Source organism: Mesorhizobium sp. M1227, from assembly GCF_040318315.1.
GTDB lineage: Bacteria > Pseudomonadota > Alphaproteobacteria > Rhizobiales > Rhizobiaceae > Mesorhizobium.
In genome coordinates this window covers 1-6104 of sequence record NZ_JAMYLZ010000081.1, presented here as the reverse complement: position 1 = coordinate 6104, position 6104 = coordinate 1, and the positions used below count along the sequence as shown (strand labels likewise).

The 6104-nt window shown below is 62.9% G+C and carries 2 protein-coding genes and 2 pseudogenes; 3 read left to right on the top strand and 1 reads right to left on the bottom strand.

The genetic code is table 11. The features are described 5' to 3' along the window. Positions 1 to 245 precede the first annotated feature (245 nt). A complete protein-coding gene (locus NKH28_RS33950; RefSeq protein WP_352819636.1) occupies positions 246 to 1547 on the top strand; it encodes a glucoamylase family protein in 1302 nt (433 codons plus the stop codon). A gap of 133 nt (positions 1548 to 1680) precedes the next feature. Here the strand turns inward: NKH28_RS33950 and NKH28_RS34650 are convergent. Beyond that, positions 1681 to 1902: pseudogene (locus NKH28_RS34650) on the bottom strand (integrase core domain-containing protein); the annotation flags it as partial. 927 nt (positions 1903 to 2829) lie between these two features. Between NKH28_RS34650 and NKH28_RS33940 the strand changes: the two are divergent. Further along, complete coding sequence (locus NKH28_RS33940; RefSeq protein WP_352819591.1) at positions 2830 to 4575, top strand: adenylate/guanylate cyclase domain-containing protein; 1746 nt, start codon at positions 2830 to 2832, stop codon at positions 4573 to 4575. 742 nt (positions 4576 to 5317) lie between these two features. After that, positions 5318 to 5897, top strand: a pseudogene (locus NKH28_RS33935) (dienelactone hydrolase family protein). Positions 5898 to 6104: the final 207 nt, after the last annotated feature.

Here is a 6104-nt window from a genome sequence, read left to right as displayed (position 1 = left end):
CGACATCTGCCGAAATCCGAAATCCCCATAGCCATCGCCTGTGGCCCGCGGGTTCCTTCCTCGGGGACTTTCGTACGCCTGCCGGCGCCCGAAACTCTTCACGTTAGCGGAATGTCAGCTTCTGGTGTTCGAACCTAGTTATAGAGACACCTGGGCCAGCGCGAGCATCGTCGTGACATGACCCAAAGGCGACAAGTCGACCAAAAAGGTGGGAAGCTCGGCGAAACCCCTCTATATCGACAGCGATGGATGCATCGAGCGACCACCCGCCGAACGACGAGCTTCTCTCGGACATCCAGCGCCTGTCCTTCGACTATTTTCTCAAAGAGGCCAACCCGGCGAATGGCCTGATCGCCGACCGCAACACCCCGGGGTCACCGGCCAGCATCGCCGCCGTCGGGCTCGCCCTGTCGGCCTATCCCGTCGGTGTGGAGCGCGGTTTCATGACGCGCGCCGCCGCCGCTGAACGAACGCTCGCCACGCTTCGCTTCTTCTGGAACGCGCCGCAAGGGCCCGAAGCCGACGCAACGGGCCACAAGGGCTTCTACTACCATTTCCTCGACATGGAGACCGGCCGCCGCGTCTGGAAGTGTGAGCTGTCCACGGTCGATACGGCGCTTCTGCTTGCCGGTGCGCTGGCCGCCGGCGCCTATTTTGGCGAGGACGATGAATCCGAACTTGAAATCCGGCGGCTTGCAGATGCGCTCTACCGGCGCACCGACTGGCGATGGGCGCAGAACGGCGGCGCTACCGTCACCCATGGCTGGCGGCCTGGAAAAGGCTTCCTGCGCTATCGCTGGCAAGGCTACGACGAAGCGGTGATCCTTTATGTGTTGGGCCTCGGCTCGCCAACCCATCCGCTGCCGCCCGAGAGCTATGCGGCCTGGCTATCCACCTACAAGTGGAAAAAGATCTATGGCCGGGAATTGGTTTACGCCGGTCCACTCTTCATCCACCAGCTCTCGCATATCTGGATCGATTTTCGCGGCATCCGCGATGCTTCCATGCGCAACCACGACTGCGACTATTTCGAGAACAGCCGCGAGGCAACCTACCTGCAACGCGACTACGCCATTCGCAATCCGAAGGGCTTCAGCGGTTATGGCGAGAATTGCTGGGGCATTACCGCCAGCGACGGCCCAAGCCCGACAAAAGGTCAAATCACGGTCGGTGGCCGCCGCTTCTTCGGCTATCTGGCGCGCGGTGCGCCATTCGGCCCTGATGATGGAACGTTGTCGCCGTGGGCAGCGATTACCTCATTGCCCTTTGCGCCAGAGATCGTTCTGCCGGCACTGCGCTATTTCCATGAGATCGACCTGCAAGAGGGCAACCCTTACGGCTTCACCGCAAGCTTCAATCCGACAATAGCAGCCGCCGACGGCCGGCCATGCGGTTGGGTATCGCCGGACCACGTCGGCATCAATCAGGGGCCGATCACTCTGATGATAGAGAACTACCGCTCGGGCTTCCTGTGGCGCCTGATGCGCCGCGTGCCGGCCATCATCGCGGGACTGCACCGAGCCGGTTTTTCGGGCGGTTGGCTATAAGAAGTCGAGATGACAAAGCTCCCCGATTGGTACCAGGACTTTTGACTGCGAGCGCATGCCGCATTTGCTGCGAATGTCGGTTAGCGGCGCATTGCTTCTCGGCAGAATAGGTGACGTTGCGCCCAGTTTCTATCCCAGTTTTGAGTTCGTTTCCGGCGTGGGTTGTGCCCTGCTGGGCGGGTGAAGCGACGGGCGCTGGCGCGGAGCTTTTGGCACAGCGCAAAGCGAGCGGCCGTCGCAGATTGAAGGTGGTGGCGAACTCGGCCGGTGTCTGCCAGGCGATTTGGGAATGCGGCCGCGCGGTGTTGTAGTCGGCGCGTCACAGGGCGATGGCGACGCGTGCCTGAGCCAGCGACTGGTGTGACGAGGGTATCGGCGAGAACGTGGAAGGTCGGTTAGCCACAGCTTTGTGGCGGCGACCTCATGTGCCGATCGTTGATTGAGGATTTTGGTGATTGCGGGCGGATGTCCTAAGGCTCCTAGGTGATCATCGTCCGTGGCAACTTCGCGAAGCGGCTTGTAAAACATGCCCAGTGCTCTTTTGCCGCGCGTTGGATAGTCCTACGCAGCACTTTGGCGAGCGCGCCGCCACGCAGTCAATCGACACACGACGGTCGCGCGAACGCGACACAAAGTGCACTGTCACCGAAATTCCGGAGGACTAACGTCTGCCCTTAGGTCTAGGCTTCGTGATTTCGATTCAACGGCCCGCGAGCGACTAGTTTGAGCAAGCCTCAACGCGGGGCCACTCGATGTCGGCTCCTTGCCGCAATCACGCTGTTCCGACAGGCCGCGCCATGCGGCAAGTTTCTATCCAACCAAGCCGTTTGACCCACGCTGGCAGCTGCCGAGTAGGCGAAGTCCGCATCGCGCCACTTTCCGACCTCAGCACCTCTAAAGCGCGAACGTCTGGTGTGATGCCCGATGCGCGTTCGTAGGCATCTCACTGTTACATCGCGGTGACAAAAGCACCGCCACGGTGGCGTCAACCGGTTACCAAGGGCAGTAAATATCTCCGGCCTTCTGGGAGTGGCGTGTCAGCGTCCCCAGAGGCTGCGTGGGCGTGTCGCCGGTTGGCTGTTAGCGCGGCGACTGGAATGCTCCACGCCTCGCAAGCGGGATAGCGAAATCTCGTGAAGGCAAGGTCGAGCTGCGTTTTCCGCTCTCTGTCGGCGACGGGCGGCGACTGGGAGAGACGGATACCATGCACATGGGGCGTCAGGAAGTTGGCAGGACATGGACGCGGGGCGGCCCGCGTGCAGGCGCTTGGCCGAGCGGTGCAATGAACACGCAGCGCCACCTCGCGGCGATCATGGTGTGCGACGTCGTCGGCTATTCGCGCCTGACGGAGCGCGACGAGCGCGGCACGCTCGAGCGGCTGAAGATCTACCGCAAGGACCTCCTCGAACCGCTGGTCTCTGAGCACCGGGGTCGGATCGTCAAGCTCACCGGCGACGGCATGCTGTGTGAGTTCGCGAGCGTCGTCAACGCGGTGGCCTCGGCGATGGCGATCCAGCAGGCCCTGGCAGAACACGAGGCGGAGATGCCCGAGGAAGAGCGGATTCGCTTCCGCATCGGCGTCAATCTCGGCGACGTGGTCTGCGAGGAGGACGGCGACCTCTACGGCGACGGGGTCAACATCGCAGCCCGCCTCGACAGCATCGCCGACCCCGGCACCGTGGTCGTCTCAGGCACCGCCTACGACCACCTTCAGGGCAAGCTCGACTGCGGCTTCACGCCACTCGGCAATCTGCGCCTCAAAAACATCGAGCGGCCGGTGCGCGCCTACCGCGTCGAGACCGACGCCGGCGCCTCGGTGGCTGCATCGCCTCCGCTGCCCGCGAAACCCTCGATCGCGGTTCTGCCTTTTACCAACATGAGCGGCGATCCCGACCAGGAATACTTCGCCGACGGGCTGGTGGAGGACATCATCACGGGATTGAGCCGGGTGAACTCCTTTTTCGTGATCGCCCGCAACTCGTCCTTCACCTACAAGGGCCGGGCGGTGGACCTGCGCCAGGTCGGGCGCGAGCTGGGCGTCCGCTACGTGCTCGAAGGCAGCATCCGCAAAGCAGGATCGCGGGTGCGCATCAGTGGGCAGTTGGTGGACGCGATCAGCGGACACCATGTCTGGGCCGACCGCTTCGAGGGCGACGTGAGCGACATCTTCGACCTGCAGGACAAGGTGACCGAGAGCGTCGTCGGCGCTGTCGAACCGAGCATCCGGCTGCAGGAGATCAAGCAGGCGCGCATGAAGCCGACCGACTACATCGGTGCCTACGACCTCTACCTTCGTGCGCTGCCGCGCTTCTACAGCATGACGCGCGAAGGCTTCGCCGACGTGCGCCGGCTCACCAACGAGGCGCTCAGCATCGACCCAGACTTCACCCTGGCGAAGGCACTCGGTGCCTATATCCGCAGCCTGTCGGTGAGTCAGTGCTGGCACGAGCCCGACGATATCCGCGTCGCGGTGCGCATGGCCCGCGAGGTGCTGGCGGACGCGCGAGACGACCCGACAAGCTTGCGTTTCGCCGCGCAGGTGATCGCCTACAGCGCCAAGGATTACGAGACGGCGCTGGACACGATCGAACGGTCCCTGCTCCTCAACCCCAATTCGGCGCAGGGCCATACGGGCAGCGGCTGGGTGAACGCCCATTCCGGCCACCCCCTCGTCGCGATCGAGCACTTCCACAGGGCGATGCGGCTGAGTCCGGTCGACCCCGAGAAGGGCATCGCGCTCTCCGGCATCGGGATGAGCTACCTGATGCTCGAACGCTACGAGGAAGCGCTGGCTTGGGGAGAACGAGCGCTGCGCGAGATGCCGAATTACGGCTCCTCGCACCGGGTGGTGATCATGGCGCTGGTCAAACTCAACCGGCCGGACGAAGCGCAGGCGGCGGCGCGGCGGCTGATGGAGGCGTTCCCGACCTACACGCTCGGCCTGCAGAGGCAGATCAACCCGTGGCGGGACAAGGTGTTCGCCGAGCACTACGTCGAAGCGTTGGGTATTGCCGGCGTGCCGGAGTGATCGTCGCGGCTGCAAAGATGCCCTCTCCTGCGCGTCACGTCCGGCCAGGCGGACGCGCCCCTTCATCCCGCGCCGCTTCTGGAAGGATAGTTCTCTGGCCGGCTTGTCCGAGGACCGAGCCCGTAGAGCAGCTGTGAACAGCCGGCGAGCTCTCTGTTGGGTTCGCGTCGAACTTCCGGTCTCCACCGATACCGATATTGTTCAAAAAAGTCCGCGTCGCGGTCGCCCGTGGCACTTTCGTAGGATGGCGTTTCGTAGAGACCCCAAAATTGAATCCTGATTCCATGCAATGCGCCAGGGTGGAACTGGATTCTAAGATCGGTGGCGATTTGCGGTGCGCCGGACTTTTTCAACAGTATCCACCCAGCCAGTCCTTCGCCGTCGATTTCGGTCGTTCGGCAGCTTAGGGTTCTTGAACGAATGGACGCGCTCAAAGCGACTTTCATGGCGCTCATTCAAGCTGCCTTTCGCGCATCGGCCGGAGTCAACCTTGGCGGAAATTCGAACCAAGACACTACCACCGCGGTGCGTCCGTCTGGCGAACGCGGGTAACGCCGAAGCATTTTCGTCGCCGCCTATCTGTTGGTGTAGATCGGTTTCCCCGCGTCGTCACGCCGGGAAAAGACGATACGCCGAGGCTTATCATCATTTGGAAGTTCTTCGATGCACAGCGAAATCGCTTGCAGTTCTGCGAAGCGATTCGCAATTATCGCCGCAATCCACGTCCCATCTGGAGGCTCCCATGGCCGAGGTCCTGCTGGTCCACCACGCACAAGGTTGACTCCCGGCGTGCGCGCGTTCGCTGACGACCTGCGGGCAGCCGGGCACACCGTGCATACGCCGGACCTGTTCGACGGACGCACATTCCGGAGTATTGACGAGGGTCTCGCCTAAATCGGTGAGATCAGGTTCGACGACATGCGGGAGCGCGGCGTCCGCGTCGCCGGCGATCTGACCCCGAGCTCGTTTACGCCGCATTCTCGTTCGGCGTACTGCCGGCGCAGAAGCTCACACAGACACGACCCGGTGCCTGCGGAGCCCTGCTCGTCCACTCCTGTCTGCCGATTAGCGGCGAGTGGGCCTTCGGATCCTGGCCGGACGACGTCCCGGTCCAGATCCACGGTATGGATAACGACCCGATCTTCATCGGCGAGGGCGACATCGACGCCGCTCGCGAGATCGTGGAGAAGGTCGAGGACGCGGAGCTGTTCCTCTATCCCGACGACCAGCACCACTTCGCCGACAGCTCGCTCCCGTCGTACGACGCGGCTGCCAGCGCACTGCTCACGCGGCGGGTGCTCGAGTTCCTGGACCGTGTCTAACCATGTCGGCGAGGGCCTTATTGAGTGCGGTCGTCCCGTCCATCGGGAGGAGCAAGGAGCGCCACATGCAGTCATCAAAGGCTATATTTCAAAATGACCGAATCGGGGCCGACGAACGAACCCGCTGCGCGGGATGGGCGCATGGGGTGAGGTAGAGATCAAGAACCGGTCGTCGCGCTCGCGTTGAGCGTCGTTCGGCTCGAGCAG